Here is a 16,428-nt window from a genome sequence, read left to right on the forward strand (position 1 = left end):
ATTCCTTGTTAAAAAAGGGGAGGAATCATCATGAAAGATAAAGTCGTTTTAGCATATTCAGGAGGATTGGACACATCAATAATAATCCCATGGCTTAAGGAGAACTATGATTTAGAAGTTATTGCGGCTTGTATAAATGTAGGTCAAGAAGATAACATGGAAGAGGTTAGAGCAAAAGCCTTAAAAACTGGAGCTGCAAAGATATATATAGAGGAAGTAGTAGAGGAATTCGTAACTGATTATATATTTAAAGGTATAAAAGCAGGAGCTGTATACGAAGAAAAATACTTGCTTGGAACTTCTTTTGCAAGACCATTAATTGCGAAAAAATTAGTTGAAATAGCACATGCTGAAGGAGCAAAATATATAGCTCACGGAGCTACAGGAAAAGGAAATGATCAGGTACGTTTTGAGCTTGGTATAGCAGCATTTGATCCTACAATAAAGGTAATTGCGCCTTGGAGAATATGGGATATAGAGTCAAGAGAAGATGCTATAGATTATGCTAAATCTAAGGGAGTAGATATACCTGTAACTAAGGCAAAGATATACTCAAGAGACCAAAATCTATGGCATTTAAGCCATGAAGGCGGAGAACTTGAAAAGCCACAGAATGAGCACAATCAAGGTATGTATCTTATGACAACTCCTCCTGAAAAAGCAAAGGATGAAGTAACTTATGTAGAAGTATACTTTGAGCAAGGAATACCTAAAAAGTTAAATGGAGAGGACATAGCACCAGTAGCATTAATAGAAATATTAAACAAAATAGGCGGAGAAAACGGAATAGGAATAATTGATATAATTGAAAATAGATTAGTAGGAATGAAATCAAGGGGAGTTTATGAAACTCCAGGTGGAACAATTCTTTATGCAGCACATAAGGAACTTGAAAGATTAACTCTTGATAAACAAACTTTCCACTATAAACAAATGGTATCACAAAAATATGGAGAATTAGTTTATGATGGATTATGGGTTACACCATTAAAAGAAGCATTAGATGCTTTTGTAGATTCTACTCAGAAAAATGTAACAGGTTCAGTAAAATTAAAGTTATATAAAGGTAATGTAATGGTAGCAGGTATAGATACACCATATGCTCTTTATGATGAAAGTATATCTTCCTTCGGTGCAAGTTCATATAGTCACAAAGATGCAGAAGGCTTTATAAATCTATTTGGTCTTCCGCTAAAGATTAAAGCTATGATGGAAAAAAATAAGGAAGTTTAATCATGAAGCTTTGGGGTGGAAGATTTAAGAAGGCAGAAAATAAGCTTATGGAGGACTTTAACAGTTCTCTAAGCTTTGACAGAACACTTTATTATGAAGATATACAAGGAAGTACTGCACATGTTAAGATGCTTACTAAGTGTGGAATTTTAACAGAGGAAGAATGTAAAATCATATTAGAAGGATTAAATTCAATACTTTCAGATATAGAAAATGGAAACCTTGAAATAGAAGGTGACTACGAAGATATTCATAGTTTTGTTGAAATGAATCTTATACAAAGAATAGGTCAGGTTGGAAAGAAACTGCATACATCTAGAAGCAGAAATGATCAGGTAGCAGTAGACTTAAGACTGTATGCAAAAGGAAAAGCTTTTGAAGTGATTGAAAATATTGAAGCACTTCAAGATACAATAGTAAAGCTAGGACAAGAAAATAACTGTATAATGCCAGGATATACTCATCTTCAAAGGGCGCAGGTAGTAACTTTTAAGCATCACATTATGGCTTATTACAATATGCTTATGAGAGATAAAAAGAGAGTACTAAATGCCATTGAGATATTAGATGAAAGTCCATTAGGATGCTGTGCGTTAGCTGGAACAACTCATAATATAGATAGAAGTTTTACTGCTAAAGAATTAGGTTTTAAAAAGTCAGTAGATAATTTTTTAGATGGAGTAAGTGATAGAGATTATGTTATAGAGTTGTTGTCCTGTTTTTCTATAATGATGATGCATTTAAGTCGCTTAAGCGAAGAATTAATCTTGTGGAGCAGTAAAGAGTTTGACTTCATTGAAATAGATGATGAATTCTCAACTGGAAGCAGCATTATGCCTCAGAAAAAAAATCCAGATGCTGCAGAGCTTATAAGAGGTAAAACCGGGAGAGTATACGGATCACTCATAGCACTGCTTACCACTATGAAAGGCATTCCCCTTGCCTATAACAAGGATATGCAGGAAGATAAAGAACAGTTTTTTAACTCCTTAGATACGATATTAAGCTGTTTAAAAATTATGAGAGGTATGCTCTCCTCATTAAAAGTTAAAAAAGAAAATACTTTTAATGCAGTTAAAAAAGGATTCCTTAACGCTACAGAAGCAGCAGACTATCTTGTAAATAAAGGAATGCCTTTTAGAGATGCACATAAAGTAATAGGGGAAATAGTACTTTATTGTGAAGGAAAAAATAAAGCTATAGAGGATATATACTTAGAGGAGCTAAAGAAATTCAGCGAATTATTTGATGAGGATGTATATGAATTTATAGACTACGGCAATACTTTAAACAGAGGCATTAAAGTGGAGCTCAAATAATATTGCCCCAAATTTTTATTAAATTAAATATAGAAAGAGGAAAGGCTTTTATAAGACTTTCCTCTTTCCTTTTTAGAGATATTTTAAATTTAAATAACTATTTAACTTCTCCTGGATCTCTAGTTCTGTCTCTATCTCTTCCGAAAAATGAAAGAGCATATAATCCTGCTATGCCAACAAGTGCGTATACTATTCTGCTAAATGAAGACATTGTGCCGAATAATGAATCTACTAAGTTAAACTGAAAGAATCCTATTAGTCCCCAGTTTATAGCACCTATAACAACTAATATTAGTGCAATAACATCTAGTGTTCTCATATTCACATCTCCTTTATAATTTTGTACAACAATAGTATTCGCAAATTTTTAAAAAATATAAGTAAAGAATAAAAAAAGGGAAAAAATTTCCCTAAAATTATAATTTATTTATCTAATATATTAAGTTCCATATTTCTATCAATTGATTGAACTAAAGATATGAATGTATCTGTTCTCTGAATGCCTTCTACTGACTGAATTTTATTCATTAACAAGTTTTGAAGATCAGTAATGTTTTTACAGATAACCTTTACAAAGATTGAGTATTGGCCAGTAGTATAATGGAGCTCAACAATTTCTCTTACTAATTTCAATTGATCAAGTACAAAATTGTAGGATCTAGCTTTGTCGAGATAAATTCCAATGAAGCAGCAGACATCGTAACCCAGCTTTGAATTATCCACTATAAGTTTTGTGCCTTTTATGATACCGATATCTTCCATTTTTTTCATTCTAACATGAATAGTTCCTCCACTTACATGGCATTGTCTTGCTATTTCTAAAAATGGTGTTCTTGAGTCCTTGATAAGTATATCCAAAATTTGAAGATCCAAATCGTCTAATCCATTAACCTTTAAATTCATTTATTACCACTCCTCATTTATTGTATAACATGCTTTCAATAATTGGCATAATATTAACAAAGTAAGTAATTTTATTATAACAGAAATTTTTGTTAATTTGATGAACTAAATGTTATTGTATTAATAAAAAAATACTTTTATTAATATTAATGTTTATTTGAAGATAAGTATAATATTTAGTATAGTCATTTAATAATATTTTAATATACTATAAAAATATTTCAATATCATTATAACGCAATTATGAAAAAATTACAGTAATACTTAACAAGCTATTTATAAAGGTATTGCTATAAATTTAAAAGTGTATAATAATAGAAGTAATATATACTAATTCAAAGGGGGAAAATAAAATGCCATTATGGTTACAAGTTATCTTTCAAATTTTATTTTTTGTAATTATATTCTTAGTAGTTTATAATCAATTAAAAATCCATGTGTTATCAAAATTACATCCAAATAAGTGGCTGATTTTGGGATTAGCTATAGCGGCATTCTTTGTACCAACTATGATAGCTGCATATTTTAAATATAATATAAATGGCACTGTATGGCAGTATGTTCAATCGGCGATATTCATAGTACTGTTTTTATGGTTTGTAGATTTGAGAAGTGGAGCTATATATAATACAGCTAATAGAGGATCAAGAAATACAAAAAATAGTAAAAGTAATGTTGTTATAAAGCCTAAAGCTAAACCAAATAGAGCAAAAAATAATCAAAAGAAGTAATTGTAAGAAGTTTCTAGTATTTACTAGGAACTTTTTATTTTTATATAGATAAGTATAGTGCATCCAATCACTTGGTTGAATGCTTTTAAATGAATATAAGTATTAAATTCTATAGGAAATAAGAATTCTAGATAATTTCAGGTTGAGATATGTCGAATGATGTTTGATATAATGTCGAAAAAAATATTTTTTGAAAATATATTGACTGATTATGCAATTAATGTTATTATAATATTGTAAATGAAGTCGAAAAGCATCAATGAGACACCGGGTTTTATTGATGTTAATAAGCTTTTCATTAAACAATATCCCCTATTTAGCCGCATGCTCCCCCATGTAGGCTTTTTTTTTATTTAAATATAGTGATTTTGTATTTTTAATACAAAATCACTATATTTTTTTCTAGGCTAGCTAACTTCTTGTACATTATTATTTTTAATATTACGCTTTCTACCAATATAATATCCTACAAAGCCTGCGCCTGCAGCAGCTTGAAATGCAAATAGAAAACTTTCTACTTCACCAGATGGTGGCTCCCAAATGTGATTAAACCAAGGCGTATATTCTTTATTTACTTCAGAAATTACTCCTTCTATTTGATCATCAGCTCCTCCAAACTCGCCTTTAGAGCCTATGATAAAAGAACCTACGATAAGTATAATGCAAAAAGAAATAAGTAATAGATTTTTCCTTTTCATATTAAATCACCTCGTTTAATGATAGTAATTCGCTCTTTGAATGTTTCTCTATAAACTCAAATATCATAACTGTCACTATTCCTTCAACTATAGCTAGTGGAAGCTGAGTTACTGCAAATATAGAAACAAATTTTATAAAAGATATAAACACTCCGCCATCTTTAGCAGGAAAAGAAAGTGCAAGCTGAACTGATGTTATAAAGTATGTAGCAAGATCACCAATACTAGCTGCTAAAAATACTGCAATTTTTTTGTTTTTATGTTTTAGAAGCCTATATATTGTATAAGATACTATTGGACCTGCTATACCCATTGAAAAAGTATTTGCACCAAGGGTTGTGATACCTCCATGGGCAAGGAATATAGCTTGAAAGGTTAGTACTAATACACCAATAACAGCCATCACAAATGGACCAAAAATAATTGCGCCAAAACCGGTACCTGTAGGATGAGAGCAGCTTCCTGTAACTGATGGAATCTTCATCGCTGAAAGTACAAAAGAATATGCAGCTACAAGGCCAAGAAGCATTTTTATGTCTTTGTTTCTTAATGTAGCTTTTCTTATGTCTCTCATACCTAAAATAAAAAATGGAGCAGAGAGTATAAAATAGAATATGCACCAGCTAGGAGGTAAAAATCCTTCGGAAATGTGCATTGCATAAGCTATTGATGGAACTGAAAGCACCAATGCCAATACATAAATAAATAATAGTCTTTTTTTCATTAATGATTCCCCCTTAATTAATTTTTAAATAAATAAAATCCCTTTAACTTACGTTAAAGGGATTAAATAACTTATCTAAATCAATAATAAAACCTAAAAAAGCAACAGATGTTAACTATTTTTAGTTAAATTATAGCATTCAGTAACAATTATTCACCTTATATCCACGTAAGGTTAAAGAATAACAAACAATATAGGCAGGTCTCCTGACTCAAGTATCATCATTCTTATAAGCCTTCCCAGACTACGCCAGTGGCATTATTATAAGAACTTCTCTCTTACAGTGGCGGGACCGTGAGGGATTTTCACCCAACTTCCCTATTAAGCAGTGTATTAACTGCACCTATATTTTATTAAATTTTTAACAATAATTACTTTCCTGCTAATTTTAACATAAATGTTTATTTAAGACAAGCTTAAAATAGTTTTAATAGGTATGTTATTCATGAACAATAAGTTCAAATACATCTGGTCTTGAGTAATGACCAACTACATCAAAATCTATTCTGCTTTGTACAACTTCATCTAATTCTAAGTCAGCAATTAAAATTTCTTCTCTATTATAAACAGGCTCAACTACATATTTTCCAAAAGGATTAACTATACAGCTGCCGCCAGGGCACATAACTTCTGGCTGAGACTCTAATTCATGATAGTAGTTTAGATCTGTCGGATACATGTTTTTTTCAACATATTGATTACATCCGATTACAAAACATCTGCCTTCTAAGGCTATATGCCTCATAGTACACTGCCATTCTTCTCTTGAATCTGCTGTAGGAGCAATATAAATAGTTACGCCTTTAGAATATAAGGCCATACGAGCTAATGGCATGTAGTTTTCCCAACATATTAATGAACCCATTTTGCCATAAGGTGTGTCTAATACTGTGAGAGTACTTCCATCACCTTCCCCCCAAATACAGCGCTCTGTGCCTGTAGGTTTAAGTTTTCTATGTTTCCCTAAAAGTTTTCCATCAGGTCCAAAGAACAGGTTTGTGCAGTAAAGAGTATTATTTAGTCCTTCACCATCTTTTTCTATAACTCCTATAGATAAATATACTCCAGCTTCTTGGGCTGCTTTTCCGAGAATGTCTGTAACATCACTAGGTACTGATACAGAATTTTCATAGTAACGCTGCCAATCTTTACGTCCTTCCATTGTTCTGCTGCCGACAACAAATCCAAAGGAAAGTCCTCTTGGATAAGCGGAAATGAATGCTTCAGGAAAAACTACTATGTTTGCACCTTTTTTTCCTGCTTCTTTGATTAAAGCTAAAGTCTTTTCAACAGTAGCGTCAAGATCCATAATAACAGGAGCCGCTTGGACTGCCGCAACTCTCACAATTTTGATAGCATTTTTCATATTAACATCCCCTTTAAACTTAGTAAACATTTATTATAAATTCATACTATTATAGTATAATTAAAGTATCAACAAACAAAATTTATAACTGTTATAGTACAAAATTAAGGGAGCTGTTTAAATTGCTAAAATATCAGCTGATTGTTCAATATATTAAAAATGAGATTTTAAATGGAAATCTTACAGCAAAGAAAAAGTTGCCTTCTCTAAGAAGTATATCTCAATTATTTGGATGTAGTATCGGTACTGTTTTAAAAGCCTATAATGAGCTCGAAAAGGAACATATCATTTATTCATTATCCAAAAGTGGGTATTATGTACTAGAAAGTGATTTTTCTAGTGATAATTCTTTTGAAAATCCTCTAATTGATTTTTCATCAGGAGCTCCTGATATTGATACTTTACCTTATAAAAAATTTCAACACTGTTTAAACAATGCTATAGAACTTTATAAAGAAACGCTATTTACTTATTGTGATCCTCGTGGGTTAAATTCATTAATCCAAGTTTTAACTAACCATCTTAAAGAATATCAAATATTCACCAAAGCAGATAATATTGTTATAACCACAGGGTCTCAACAAGCTTTAAATATTTTAGCAACCATGCCATTTCCAAATGGAAATTCTAATGTTCTTGTTGAACAACCAACCTATTATGGAATAATTAAATCCCTAGAACTAAACAATGTTTCTGCTTTAGGAATTGAAAGAGGATTAAATGGCATTAATCTTCATGAATTAGAAAAGTTATTTAAATACGGCAATATTAAGTTTTTTTATACTATTCCTAGATTTCATAACCCAACGGGGAATTCATATACTAGAGAAGAAAAGGAAGCAATAGTTAAAATGGCGGAAAAATATAATGTATATATCGTTGAGGATGATATCATGGCGGATTTAGAAATAGATAAAAAATCAGATCCTATGTTTACCTATGGCACTTCTTCAAAGGTTATTTATCTAAAAAGCTATTCTAAAATTCTTGTGCCAGGTTTAAGAATTGCAGCAGTTATACTACCTAAGCTGCTAATGAATACTTTCTTAGAATACAAAAAATGGGTGGATATGAATAGTCCAATCTTATCTCAAGGTGCTTTGGAAATCTACTTAAAGAGTGGTATGTTTAATAAACATAGGAAAAAAATTAGTAAATTATATTCCGATAGAATGAGCTGTTTAAAAGATACGATTTCACTATTTCAACATCCTAAAATAAAATGGAATGTACCTAAATCAGGATATTTTGCCTGTATATACGTAGATAATGGTCTGAGATATGAGAAGATAATAAACACATTATCCAATAAGAATATACAATTATTAGATACAAGTACATGCTTTTTAAGAGAATATAAAACTAATAATTATTTTAGAATTAGTATAAGTAAAGTTAATGAGGATAAAATTAAAATAGGTATTCCTATAGTGTTAGATGCTATACAGAAATATTTAACGGATAAAAATTCTGATTTTAACTATTATCCTAAAATATAACTTTATATGTAAATTAAACTTAACACAGAAAGATAACAATATTTTATTGACAAACTAAACATAAAAATTTATACTTACAAAGTACAAGAAATTTAGACAAAAATTAAATAATATATTGTTAGGTGAGGCTCCTATATTAGATATACGCTACTGCCCAAAAATATCGAAAGATGCCAATGGGTCAACAGGTACTGCCGGATTAAGGTTTTACTTAATGTAGCTGAGTTTAACTCAAAGCTATATAGTGCTAAAGCTCAACGAAGGATATTTGCAAGAATGTTTATTTATTCGTATTTGGAGTTTTAGAGCCTTTTTTAGGGCTCTTTTATTTTTATCATTAAGGTATATGAAAGAAAATAGCAGTCAGTAAGCTAGTGTATTTTCCATCATATGCCTAAAGTTAGGAAAGGTGGCGGTAGTTATGGATATTGAGGATGGTGATAATTATTGATTAAATAAGAAGGAGAGTGAGTAAAATGAAAGTAGAAAAGACAATAGTTAACAGAAAATTTGGAGCGCTTGATATAATTATATTTCTAGCAATTGCAGCAGTACTATATTTAGCAATTTCTCCAGGAATAAGAGGAAACGTAAGCACTAGTGGAATACAGGTTTCAACGGATATAAGAAATCTCCCAATGTATGTTTTAAAATCAGTTGGTAGAATGACAGGAGCATATATTTTATCCTTAATATTCACACTTGTGTATGGATATATTGCCGCACATAACGAAAGAGCTGAAAAGATAATGGTACCAGTATTAGACATACTTCAATCTATACCAGTACTATCATTTTTACCAGCTGTAGTTTTAGGCCTGATAGCGTTATTCCCTAATGATAATATAGGTTTGGAATTATCTTGTATTATATTAATATTTACAGGTCAGGCTTGGAATATGACTTTTAGCTTTTATCATTCTATAAAAATACTACCTAAGGATTTAAAAGAAGCTTCTAGCGTATTTGGATTAAATAAGTGGCAGAATTTTAAAAAATTAGAGGTTCCATTTTCAATTATTGGATTGGTCTGGAATAGTATGATGTCTTGGGCAGGTGGATGGTTCTTTCTTATGGCTTGTGAGATGTTTACATTAAAGGGTAAGGACTTTAGACTGCCAGGCATCGGTTCTTTTTTACAAACTGCAGCAAGCCAAGGAAATACTAGAGCATTAACATGGGGAATCGCTGCATTAATACTTGTTATTGTTCTTTTAGATCAATTGTTCTGGAAACCAGTAACTGTTTGGGCAGATAAGTTTAAAATAGAACTTACTGAATCAGGTGAAGCACCTCGATCCTTTGTTCTTACTCTTTTAAGAAGATCTGTAATTATTGAATTTTTACTTGAAAAAATATTTGAACCTTTTGCAGAAAAAATAAATAATTTTATAGATAAATTTGCAGTAAAACTTTCAAATAGAGAAAAAGCTAAAGGAAAAGGTATAGGGTTTACAGTTAAATGGATTTTTAGAATATCAATTTGCGGATTACTTTTATATTCAGGCCTTAATGCATTTAAATTATTAATGCAGCTTTCAAAAGATGAGTGGGGAAGGATACTACCTGCTGTAGGTTATTCCTTTTTAAGAGTTATTGCAGCTCAAGTTATAGCATTAATATGGACAGTACCTGTAGGAGTAGCTATAGGCATGAACAAAAAAATTGCAAATATTCTGCAGCCAATTATTCAGGTTGTAGCATCGATCCCTGCAACGGCACTTTTCCCTGTTATATTAGTATTTTTTATGAATGAACTTGGCGGCTTAAATGTTGCTTCTGTGCTCTTGATGCTTATGGGAACTCAGTGGTATATATTATTTAATGTAATTGCTGGAGCAATGGCTATTCCTGAAGATTTAAAAGCAGCAGCAAAGACTTTTGGAGTAAGTGGATGGAAAAAATGGAAGATACTTATTCTTCCTTCTATATTCCCTTATCTTTTAACTGGTATGGTAACGGCTACGGGTGGATGTTGGAATGCAAGTATTGTGTCAGAGTATGTTAACTTCGGAGGAAAGACTGTATCAACAATAGGTCTTGGAGCTCTTATATCAGAGGCGACAGAAAAAGGAAATTATCCTCTACTTCTAATAGGAACTTTAGTTATGTGTATTGTGGTAGTTGGCGTTAATAAAACCCTATGGAAAAGATTATATACCTTATCAGAAGAAAAATTTAAAATAGAACTATAAAGGGGTGGAAAACATGAAGAATGCAAAAGAGTTTATAAAGGTTAAAGGAATTACAAAATATTTTGGTGGCTCAGATAAGCCTACTTTAGAAGATATAAATTTAACTATAAATGAAGGTGAATTTATAGCTATACTAGGTCCTTCTGGATCAGGTAAGTCAACACTTTTAAGGACTATAACTGGTTTGGTAAAATCCGATAGTGGTGAAGTAATCTTTGATGGACAAAAAGTAACTGGAGTAAATCCATATGCTTCTATCGTTTTTCAGACCTTTGCCCTTTACCCATGGCTTACTGTTCGTGAAAATGTTGAGCTAGGGCTTAAGGCTAAAGGATTCCCAAAGGATTATATGAGAAGAAAGGCTGAAGAACTTATAAGCCTAATAGGTCTTGATGGATTTGAAGAAGCTTATCCTAAAGAGCTTTCTGGTGGAATGAGGCAAAGAGTAGGTTTTGCTAGAGCATTAGCAGTAGAACCAAAGCTTTTATGTTTAGATGAACCTTTTTCAGCATTAGATTTTTTAACTGCAGAGAACTTAAGAACGGAACTAGTTGAATTATGGCAGGAAAAAAGGATGCCTATAAAAAGCATTATAATGATTACTCATGGTATTGAAGAAGCAGTGCTTATGGCAGATAAGATTGTAATGCTTAGTAGAAATCCTGCACATATAATTGCAGAGATAAAGATAGACCTTCCACATCCGAGAAATAGAAAATCACCGGAGTTTGAAAAGCTAGTAGATAGTGTGTATAAGCTATTAATTAAGGGCAAAATTGAGGATAACGAAGATGAAAAATTAAGTAAAAGCATAAGTTCAGGTAAGGAAAAAGAAGGCGGGGAAAAGCCAGTTCAGATTCCAAACGCTCATGTAGGTGTGATGTCAGGTCTCCTCGAACTTATAGATGATAATGGAGGCAAAATGGACATATACCAATTAGGGGGAGATTTAATGATGGAAATAGATGATCTTCTTCCTAATATAGAGGGTATTTCTATGCTTAACTTTGCAGAGGTAAGAGAAGGAGATATTTTTATAACAGAACTTGGAAGAGAGTTCGTAGAATTAGAAAAAGATGAAAGTAAAGAACTGTTCAGAAAACAGCTAGAAAATATATCTACTTTCCGACTTATAATGAATGTTTTAAACAATAAAAAAAATCATACTATGAAAGAAGAGTTTTTTAAAGAGTTATTTAAAAAGCACTTTCCACAGCATGAAATGGAAGGAATAATGGACATTATAATAGACTGGGGTAGATATGCTGAATTGTTCAATTATGATCATGATTCCGAAGAGCTTTATTTAGACAATGAAGAAAATGAAGAGATTTAAGTAAAAGAATATATAGAATGAATTGATTGGCCAACACCACTTGAGAGAAATACCTCTCTTTATTTAGTGCCACCCAAAAAACTAATAGGTATAGGTACTAATTGGTATGCTCTAGATATGAATAGCAATGATATAGAAGAAAAAGCTCAAGCTATTCAAAATTATAAAACTCAATTTAGGGCATTAAAGCCGCTTATAACCGCTTTTGAGAGAAAAAATGAGCTTTTAGGCGAATACCCAAATTTCAAGAGTATAAAAAATATGAGAAATGATAATGAGATAAAGCCTGAAGAGAGAAATAAAATAATTCAAGTATTTCGATAACAAATATAGAGGGATCAAATCATTCGATATCAGGAAAATTCATACACATCATTATTCCAGGTAAAAACTTAGGAGAATTTAATCATATGTTTATAAACGCTACAACATCTGTAGGAGAGCACATGCTGGATAAAACTGCATGGAGAATGGCAGATGTAAAATAATATATGTAATAAAAAAGAGGATAAACCTAAAAATAAAAAGAAGCCTCATAAGGAAAGTTAGCTGTTTTTTTATTTTAAATAATAGCAATAGAAGTATAACTTTGGTGTATCCCAAAAATCTTTATATTAGTTTGATTGGTCTGAGTATTCTCGGACCTTTTTTCATGACGAAACTGTGATTGATATGTGGAATGTGATGCATGGAAAAGAGTATGTATCTTCAAGTATAATTCAAGTTTCTATGAATGCTTCCGTAGGAGATCAAATAAGAATTGCTTATTATAAAGATAATCCGAGAGAACTTTTTACACTAAGTTTGAAAAAAGTAGGTATATTTTTTCTTTATTTTTAAATCTTCCAAATACGAGAATTTATGCTATAATGTGGACATGTAACTTACTTCAAATGGTGAATTGAGAAAGTATTCTTTGATTTAAATAATATTTCTTTTATAAAAAGATAAAATTGAATTATAAGAAAGCTGAAATTATAATGTACAGATATATGGTGATCTAAAGAAAGAGTAATTTATTATAAATTTGAAAAATTTTTTATAAAAGGGTAGAATATAAAAAATATAAAAAATATTTTAACGAGGTGATATTGTGAGAGAAGTCGGAGCAATCATTGCTGCTGCCAACAAATATATATCTCACCCAACGAAAAAAGTAGGTTCAATTTCCTTAATTCAAAGAATAGTGCTTACATATAAAAAAGCTAGGATATGGCCAATTGTGATAGTTACGGGTTTTGAAGAGCCAGAGGTAAAGTCAAATCTTGCGCGAGATGACGCTATTTTTATTATAAACAAGAATTATGAGAATCCTCCACTTATTGATTCCTACAAGATTGGACTTAAATATCTTGAAGGAAAGTGCAAAAGAGTGATATTAACACCTGTAAATGTACCTATGTTTAGTTATAAGACAGTGAGAAAAATGATTGAAACAAAGGGTGAGATTGTTATTCCATCATATAATATGCATAGTGGACATCCTGTACTTATTGACAGTTTATATATTCCTGAAATTCTTTCCTATAATGGTGATAATGGATTGAGGGGAGCTATTCGTTCTTTTGGTGTTGATATAACTTGGCTCAATGTGGATGATAGAGGAGTTATATACTCAGTTCATGATGAAAATGAATTGGAAAGACTCCTAACATCGCACAATGATAGTTTGTTCCAGCCTGTTTTAACCGTAAATATAAGGAAAGAAAAGGTTTTCTTTGATTCTAGATTAAGGCTTCTTCTCAGGCTTATAGACGAGGATCATTCTGTCAATGGCGCTTGCAAAAGAATGGCTTTATCTTTAAGTAAAGCTTGGGATATGATTAACGAACTTGAAGAAAATCTTGGGTATGAAATAGTTTTAAGAAGGCAGGGAGGCGCAAGAGAAGGGAGAACACGACTTAGCGATAAGGGTAAAAAGTTTATGGAGAATTATGATCGATTCTTTAGTGCTGTAAGGCAGTATACTGATGAACAATTTGAAAAATATTTTTAAGACAAAAAACTCCTATGATATAAAATCCGATGCATAAAGTGTTAATTTTAAGCATCGGATTTTTTGTTATTAACTTGCAAATACTTTTCAGAAAGAATTTGAAAGTGAGAAAATTCTGTCATATAATCTAACTCAAAAGCCAATGGTAACGATATCACATGATTTTATTAAAAAGTTAGGAAACGTTATTTTGAATTTTAAGATAAAGAAAGAAATTTAAGAAAAATTATATAAATGTATTTTAAAAAACCTTGGTGATTTTAAGGAGGATATTATGAATAATATAGGAAATTCAGTTCTTAAAAAGGATCATGAAGAAAAGATATCAGGTGCGGCCATATATGTGGCAGATCTTCCTACAGATGGAGTTCTTCATGGCAAGTTTTTAAGAGCCACAGTTGCTCATGCTAAAATAAAGAATATTAAACTGCCAGAACTACCAGATGGATACATGATAGTTGATAAAGATGATGTGCCTGGTGAAAATATAGTTGGTATAGGACTAAAGGACATGCCAGTATTTGCTGTAGGTACAGTAGAGTATATTGGAGATCCTATTTTAATGGTAGTAGGATCAGAAGAACATAAGGTAGAAGAAATCGTTTCAAAAATAGTAATTGCTTACGACGAACTTCCAGCTATAATGGATGCTACTAAATCGGATGTTGCTTTCTATGAATATCAACACGGAAAAGGTGATGTAGATGCAGCTTTTAAAGATGCGGACAAAATCTACGATGAAGTTTTGAGTACAGGCTATAATGAGCAGATTTATCTTGAAACTAATGGTATAATTGCAGACTATCATGACGGTAAGATGACTGTTAGAGGATCTATGCAGTGTCCATATTATGTTTATGGAGAATTGCATGAGGTAACAGGGCTTGAAAAGGATAAGATTCAGGTTAAAGCTGACACTACAGGAGGAGGCTTCGGAGGTAAGGAGGATTTTCCATCCATATTAGCATGTCAAGCTGCTGTGGCAAGTATGAAGGCTAAAAAACCAGTAAGAGTTATTTTTGATAGAAGAGAAGATATTACTGTAACTAGTAAAAGGCACCCTTTAACTGGAAGATATAAGGCAGCTGTTAAAGATGGAAAAGTTACAGCAATAGACATTGACTTAATATATGATGGAGGTGCGTATTCAACACTTTCAATGGTAGTATTACAGCGTGGAACAATATGTGCTACTGGAGTTTATAACATAGAGAATCTTAGAGTTCACGGTAAAGCAAACAAAACAAATACAGTCCCTAAAGGAGCTTTCAGAGGCTTTGGAGCACCACAAGTGTTCTTTGGCATAGAGCTTTTCATGGAGCATGTAGCAAAAGGCGAAGGAAGAAATACTTTAGAATTTAAAAAGAAACACATGGTTAGGCAAGGAGATCCTACAGCAACTTTAGGTAAGTTCCACTTCCATGTACCGCTTAATGAGATGATAGAAGAAGCGGATAAGCTTTCTGACTATAAGAGAAAAAGAGAACTTTATGATAAGCCGCAGACAGGAAGATTTAGAAGAGGAATAGGAGCATCACTATCACTTCATGGCTGTGGATTCACAGGCTCTGGAGAAAGGGACTTAATAAAAGCAGTACTTAAACTTAAAAAATACAAGGATGGAACAGTAGAAATTCTTGCGGCAAATACTGATATGGGACAAGGAATAAAAACAACTCTTGCAAAGATTGCAGGCAAAGAGCTAGGAATTCCATATGATCAGATAATCTATAGTAACCCAGATACTGATAGAGTTCCAGATTCTGGTCCAACAGTTGCATCCAGGTCACTTATGGTAGTTGGAGAACTTGTAAGACGTGCTTCTATTAAACTCAAAGAGGAATGGAAGGATGGAGAAGATCAAATCGTTGAGGAGCGCTATAAGCACCCAGAGTATCTTATACCATTCTCAATTAATAACTTCCGTGGAGATGCATATCCAACTTATGCGTGGTCAGTACAAGTAATAGAGTTAGAGATTGATATGCTTACAGGTCAGCATAATGTTCTGGGAGCTTATGGATCTTTTGATGTAGGAACTCCTATTGACTTGAATATACTTCATGGACAAATGGAAGGTGGAATGCTTCAAGGGATAGGTTATTCATCAATGGAATATATGGATCATGATAGTAAGGGACGCATAAGAAATAACAGCTTTAGTAACTACATCATACCAACTGCTATGGATGTGCAAAATCTTAAAGTTAAAATGTATGTTGCTGAGTATCCAGATGGACCTTATGGAGCAAAGGGAGCAGGAGAACTTCCGAATGTAGGTACTGCACCAGCATATATAGCAGCTTTAGAACAGGCTTTAGGAAAGAATGTTGATCACATTCCATTCACAGTAGAAGATACTTTAAAAGCAATATCATTCAAAGCAGAATAGATAGTAAAAAGACTAAGTTTAAGGCTTCGTTGAAAT

At 32.0% G+C, this 16,428-nt stretch carries 15 protein-coding genes and 2 riboswitches; of the genes, 10 read left to right on the plus strand and 5 right to left on the minus strand.

Translation table 11 applies throughout. From position 1 onward, the window contains the following. Positions 1-30 precede the first annotated feature (30 nt). The gene (locus tag ACZ5N4_RS01710; RefSeq protein WP_464206604.1) at positions 31-1,233 is read left to right on the plus strand and encodes an argininosuccinate synthase; all 1,203 of its coding nucleotides are present in this window, start codon (positions 31-33) and stop codon (positions 1,231-1,233) included. Between the two features lie 2 nt (positions 1,234-1,235). Beyond that, positions 1,236-2,552, plus strand: a complete 1,317-nt coding sequence (argH, locus tag ACZ5N4_RS01715) for an argininosuccinate lyase (RefSeq protein WP_464206606.1) — start codon at positions 1,236-1,238, stop codon at positions 2,550-2,552. Positions 2,553-2,649: 97 nt separating this feature from the next. Here the strand turns inward: argH and ACZ5N4_RS01720 are convergent, their stop codons facing one another. Both ACZ5N4_RS01720 and ACZ5N4_RS01725 read right to left on the minus strand, forming a co-directional pair. Then, complete coding sequence (locus ACZ5N4_RS01720) at positions 2,650-2,871, minus strand: DUF378 domain-containing protein (RefSeq protein WP_464206608.1); 222 nt, start codon at positions 2,869-2,871, stop codon at positions 2,650-2,652. Between the two features lie 104 nt (positions 2,872-2,975). Beyond that, positions 2,976-3,455, minus strand: a complete 480-nt coding sequence (locus ACZ5N4_RS01725; RefSeq protein ID WP_464206610.1) for an Lrp/AsnC ligand binding domain-containing protein — start codon at positions 3,453-3,455, stop codon at positions 2,976-2,978. Between the two features lie 353 nt (positions 3,456-3,808). On the opposite strand from ACZ5N4_RS01725, the gene ACZ5N4_RS01730 reads away from it, so the two are divergent. Continuing rightward, positions 3,809-4,186, plus strand: coding sequence for a hypothetical protein (locus ACZ5N4_RS01730; protein ID WP_464206612.1), 378 nt, complete (start codon positions 3,809-3,811; stop codon positions 4,184-4,186). Between the two features lie 407 nt (positions 4,187-4,593). Here ACZ5N4_RS01730 and ACZ5N4_RS01735 read toward each other — a convergent pair whose 3' ends face one another. The 3 genes from ACZ5N4_RS01735 to ACZ5N4_RS01745 form a co-directional block, all read right to left on the minus strand. Then, a complete protein-coding gene (locus tag ACZ5N4_RS01735; protein WP_464206614.1) occupies positions 4,594-4,884 on the minus strand; it encodes an energy-coupling factor ABC transporter substrate-binding protein in 291 nt (96 codons plus the stop codon). A gap of 1 nt (position 4,885) precedes the next feature. Further along, entirely contained in the window at positions 4,886-5,608 is a 723-nt protein-coding gene (locus tag ACZ5N4_RS01740) for an energy-coupling factor ABC transporter permease (RefSeq protein WP_211143512.1), read from the minus strand. A gap of 179 nt (positions 5,609-5,787) precedes the next feature. Continuing rightward, a riboswitch (cobalamin riboswitch) is annotated at positions 5,788-5,970 on the minus strand. 77 nt (positions 5,971-6,047) lie between these two features. Beyond that, entirely contained in the window at positions 6,048-6,974 is a 927-nt protein-coding gene (locus ACZ5N4_RS01745) for a carbon-nitrogen hydrolase family protein (protein ID WP_464206616.1), read from the minus strand. A gap of 122 nt (positions 6,975-7,096) precedes the next feature. Between ACZ5N4_RS01745 and ACZ5N4_RS01750 the strand changes: the two genes are divergently transcribed. The 7 genes from ACZ5N4_RS01750 (at position 7,097) to ACZ5N4_RS01780 (ending at position 16,392) form a co-directional block, all read left to right on the plus strand. Next, positions 7,097-8,473 carry an aminotransferase-like domain-containing protein gene (locus ACZ5N4_RS01750; RefSeq protein WP_464206618.1) on the plus strand — a complete coding sequence of 459 codons (1,377 nt, stop codon included), beginning with the start codon at positions 7,097-7,099 and terminating at the stop codon, positions 8,471-8,473. Between the two features lie 107 nt (positions 8,474-8,580). Next, a riboswitch (M-box (ykoK) riboswitch) is annotated at positions 8,581-8,746 on the plus strand. 203 nt (positions 8,747-8,949) lie between these two features. Next, the gene (locus ACZ5N4_RS01755; RefSeq protein WP_464206620.1) at positions 8,950-10,668 is read left to right on the plus strand and encodes an ABC transporter permease; all 1,719 of its coding nucleotides are present in this window, start codon (positions 8,950-8,952) and stop codon (positions 10,666-10,668) included. 13 nt (positions 10,669-10,681) lie between these two features. Further along, entirely contained in the window at positions 10,682-12,004 is a 1,323-nt protein-coding gene (locus ACZ5N4_RS01760; RefSeq protein ID WP_464206622.1) for an ABC transporter ATP-binding protein, read from the plus strand. Positions 12,005-12,121: 117 nt separating this feature from the next. Continuing rightward, on the plus strand, positions 12,122-12,328 hold the full coding sequence (locus ACZ5N4_RS01765) for a hypothetical protein (protein WP_464206624.1): 207 nt from the start codon (positions 12,122-12,124) through the stop codon (positions 12,326-12,328). Positions 12,329-12,676: 348 nt separating this feature from the next. Then, positions 12,677-12,844, plus strand: coding sequence for a hypothetical protein (locus tag ACZ5N4_RS01770; protein WP_464206625.1), 168 nt, complete (start codon positions 12,677-12,679; stop codon positions 12,842-12,844). Positions 12,845-13,097: 253 nt separating this feature from the next. After that, positions 13,098-14,000, plus strand: coding sequence for an NTP transferase domain-containing protein (locus ACZ5N4_RS01775; RefSeq protein WP_464206627.1), 903 nt, complete (start codon positions 13,098-13,100; stop codon positions 13,998-14,000). A 274-nt stretch (positions 14,001-14,274) separates the two neighbouring features. Further along, positions 14,275-16,392: a xanthine dehydrogenase family protein molybdopterin-binding subunit gene (locus tag ACZ5N4_RS01780; RefSeq protein ID WP_464206629.1), complete on the plus strand. Its 2,118-nt coding sequence runs from the start codon at positions 14,275-14,277 to the stop codon at positions 16,390-16,392. Positions 16,393-16,428 lie beyond the last annotated feature (36 nt).

This window comes from Clostridium nitrophenolicum (assembly GCF_055391695.1).